Below are 3,922 nucleotides of genomic sequence, written 5' to 3' on the forward strand. Positions count from 1 at the left end.
TTAGCGAAATGAAGCAAACAAAGAATTGATGCTAGGAATACTTGGACTAGAAGCAATTTTTGTGCAGGTGAATGAGATAATGATTTTTAAAAAAACAAAGAATTATTATAAAATGGTAAATAAATTAGCTGTTAACGCTTTAAAGTAAAATGTCCTTTTATAATTCTTCCATTCTCCAAATTTAAGACATACCAATAATCATCAGAAGGAACGTTTGTTCCATTGAACTTTCCATCCCAACCTTGTCCTGTAGAACAAATTTGTTTTAGTAATTTACCATATCTATCAAAAATATGAATTGTTGATTTAGCATCGAAATCGTGATTTACTCCATCAATATTCCAATAATCATTGTAACCATCATCATTAGGTGTAAAATATTTTGGTATTCCTAAAACACTAACTTCTTTTGGTGTTATTCCACATCCTTTTAAATCTTTTACATACACTGTGTAAATACCTTGCATAACATTATTAAATACGTTTGAAGATTGATAATTTGAGTTATCTAAACTATAAACATAATCACCAAGACTAGATGCTGATAACAAAATAACAATAGAATTTTCTTCAACTAAATCATTTACAATAATTGAATCAATAATAGCTTGATTAGAAGATGAAACTGTTATCGTTCGGCTTCTAGTACAACCTTGTGTATTTCGTACTTCAACTGTATATATTCCTTCTGTGTTTACAGTCAGCGAGTATTGATTTTCACTTGGAATTAAATTATTATTAAGATACCAAGTGTAAGTGTAATTACTTATTGTTGCAGTATCAACTAATCCTGCATTAATAATTTTTGTGAAATTTGGATTATCGCTACAAATTAACTCATTTCCAGATAAATTGATGCTTGGAACAGGATTAATAATAAATGGAATCGTCATAATAGCTTTACAAGAGCTGTTATTTGGATTAATTACTTCAACACTAATATCTTGTTGTGTTGTTATAAAAGGATTTGGTAACGGACTGGTTAATAAATTATTATTTGAATCATAATAGTTTACTATCATTCCTGTTTGACTACCTAATATTGTGGATTGAAATGTTGATGTATCAAATGAATAACTGCCATTTTGTAATGAAGGATCTATTTCATCATCACAGACACTTGTTAGTGTTATTGGAATTGGAAATGTTTGAGGTAAATCGTCAACAATAAATTGTATTGAGGTGTTATAATCACATTGCTTACCATAATTATTTTTAATATTTACATTGAGTGCTTGAGATGTTGTAAGAAAAGGATTTGGTAAAGGACTTGGTAATGCAATACCATTTTGGTCAGTATAGGTAACTATAACATTGGTCAATCCGTTTAACAAATTAGATTCTAAATTTGATGTATCAAAACCAAACACTCCATCATAATTATCATCACAATGCGTTAAAATTTGTGATTGCACTATTGGAATTCTTTCTACATTTAAAGTGATATGGTGTCCTAAACCAAGACATTCATTATTAATTTGACTATCGACACGAATATAAATGTTTTGTGAATTTGGATAACCTACATTTGTGTAATTTGAAAGATTAATAATTGAGTTTTGTTCGGATAAAGCATCTGAAATATTTTTATAATAAGTTATATCCAAAACTTGACCTGATGGATATAAAGCTTGGATATCCGCAGTTACACTACTAAAATCAAAAGTTGCAACTCCGTCTGTATTTGAACCTGAAATTATGTCATCGCATACCGTAAAAACTCTTTGAAAAGTTGAAGGTATTAGTGTTGTAGATACAATTAAATTTAGCGTTGCAACACTAGAACAACCATTAGCATTTTCAACTCTAATGAATACTTGATCTGTACTTACAGTTTGATTTGTATAATTCGTGAAATTTGTTATTGAGTTGGTATTACTTTGAGCTTCGGTTAGTGATTCAAAATAAGAAAAAGACAAACCAGAACTTGTTGCAACTATTAACTCGTTTGCTTCTGTTAAATTAAATGCACTAAAACCATCATTGTTATCGTCACATTGTTTAAGTGAAATAGTAGTATTTGTTAAAGTCGGTTTTGAAAAAATAGTAATTTGAGTGTTATTTGTTCCCGTTCCAAAAGGTGTAACAATATTTATGCTCACATTGTAAGAACCAGAATTTGAATAAACATGAGTTGGATTTATACTATTTGAAGTTGTTCCGTCGCCAAAATTCCACGTTGCTGATATTACTGTTTGACTTGTTGAAAAAGAAAAACTAGATGTTTCTCCAACGCAATTAGAGTCAACGATTATTGACGGTGTAAAGAAAAATGATTGATTGAATGAAGGTAAACCTAGTTTACTTTTTTTACTTCCAAGATAGAAGCCATCTAATAGAAAGTTACATCCTAATCCAAGAACATTTGGATCATTTATTACTCCTAGATAAAATCTACCTCCAAATGCTATATAAATTTTATTATCTGGACCTACTTGCATTTGACCTGGAATATTGCCATCATATATTGTAATTTTAGAACTTGGAATATCTGCTGAGTTTAAATTAAACTGATGTATTTTACCAAATGTATTTGATATGTATAACACTGATTCGTCTGGAGAAAAAGCAGCGCCATATAAATCTCCACCTTCAGTAGTAAGAGTAACTACATTTGATAATACTCCAGTTGAATTATTGAAATTAAAAAGCTGAGCAATATCTGAAACACTAGTAAATGCTAGTTTTGAACCGCTAGGAGAAATTTTAATTGTACCTGCTGCAACATAATCCGTTGAACTTCCTGAAATAACTTGACCAATAGATGTTATAACTGGAGTCAAATTTAATCCAGACGAAGTAAGTTGATAAGTTATAAAATTATTACTATTCCATCCATGTGTAATTATCCAATAATCCTGTCCGTTACCATGCTTGGTAATTCCTAAATTTTCAATTGTTGGTGTATAAACTAAAACATTTTTATCAGTTGTTACAGCACCATTACCACTATCTAAATTCATATCTACAATTGAATACCTAAAGCCGTTTGGGTCATGCTCGTTGTCTGTGGTAAAAATGTAATATAGATTGCTAGAACCAGGTTTGGGAACGATAGTTGCTGATTGTGTACTTGAAGGATGTCCCATTAATCCTGTCCCATTTACCATAATAAGATGATTACGATTATATACTGTAATTCCATCTGTATAAAAAAGCAGTTGGCCAGTATTATCTGAAATAGTTGCGCAACCTTCATCTGTTATTAATTGACCATTGATCAATGCAACAGGATTACCACTGTTAAAATCTAAACCTGCATTTTGACCAAAATACCAAATGTTGGCTTCTCCTTGAGCGTGAGAAACCAACATTGATAAAATGAAGATTATTGAAAAAACCTTTTTCACTATATAACTATTTAGAAAGCGACTCCTATGCCAATATTAAATAATGTATTGTTACTTGAATTCCAACTACCAATATTATCTTTTTCTTTGGCTATCAATAATGTTAGATTTGCGTCAACATAAACATTTGATTGCACAATATATTTTAATCCTGGTGCGATTGTAAAACCATTTGTTTTAAGCTCTCTCTTTGGAGTTGTAAATGAGCCTGTAGTAGTAGGTTTAAATTCAAAAGTATCAAAATAGTATCCTAAATTTAAATATGTATTAAACTTATCGTCTTTAAAATAATGAGATATCCCAATGTTTGGATTGACACCCCACTTATTAGAAAAATTAGCACTTTCTTTTGAACCAAAATAAAAAACTCTTAGACCACCATTCAAATCCAATTGATCCCATTTTTTTAATTGATAATTTACATAACCATTGAAAGGATTTTTATACACTTCATTTTGATTTGTTAAGGAATATGAAATGCCAAGTTGAATTTTTTTAATTGACTCTTCTTGTCCATAAATTGTACTTATAGACATAAATAATATTGAAATAAATATCTTTTTCATATACAC

2 protein-coding genes are annotated in these 3,922 nt (G+C 29.7%); both read right to left on the reverse strand.

Translation table 11 applies throughout. The features are described 5' to 3' along the window. Window positions 1-131 precede the first annotated feature (131 nt). Window positions 132-3,350 carry a T9SS type B sorting domain-containing protein gene (locus DIU01_RS02105; RefSeq protein ID WP_290831609.1) on the reverse strand — a complete coding sequence of 1,073 codons (3,219 nt, stop codon included), beginning with the start codon at window positions 3,348-3,350 and terminating at the stop codon, window positions 132-134. 11 nt (window positions 3,351-3,361) lie between these two features. Next, a partial coding sequence (locus tag DIU01_RS02110; RefSeq protein ID WP_290831610.1) for an outer membrane beta-barrel protein occupies window positions 3,362-3,922 on the reverse strand: 561 nt, incomplete at its 5' end.

It is taken from the genome of Flavobacterium sp. (assembly GCF_003525665.1).
GTDB lineage: Bacteria > Bacteroidota > Bacteroidia > Flavobacteriales > Flavobacteriaceae > Flavobacterium.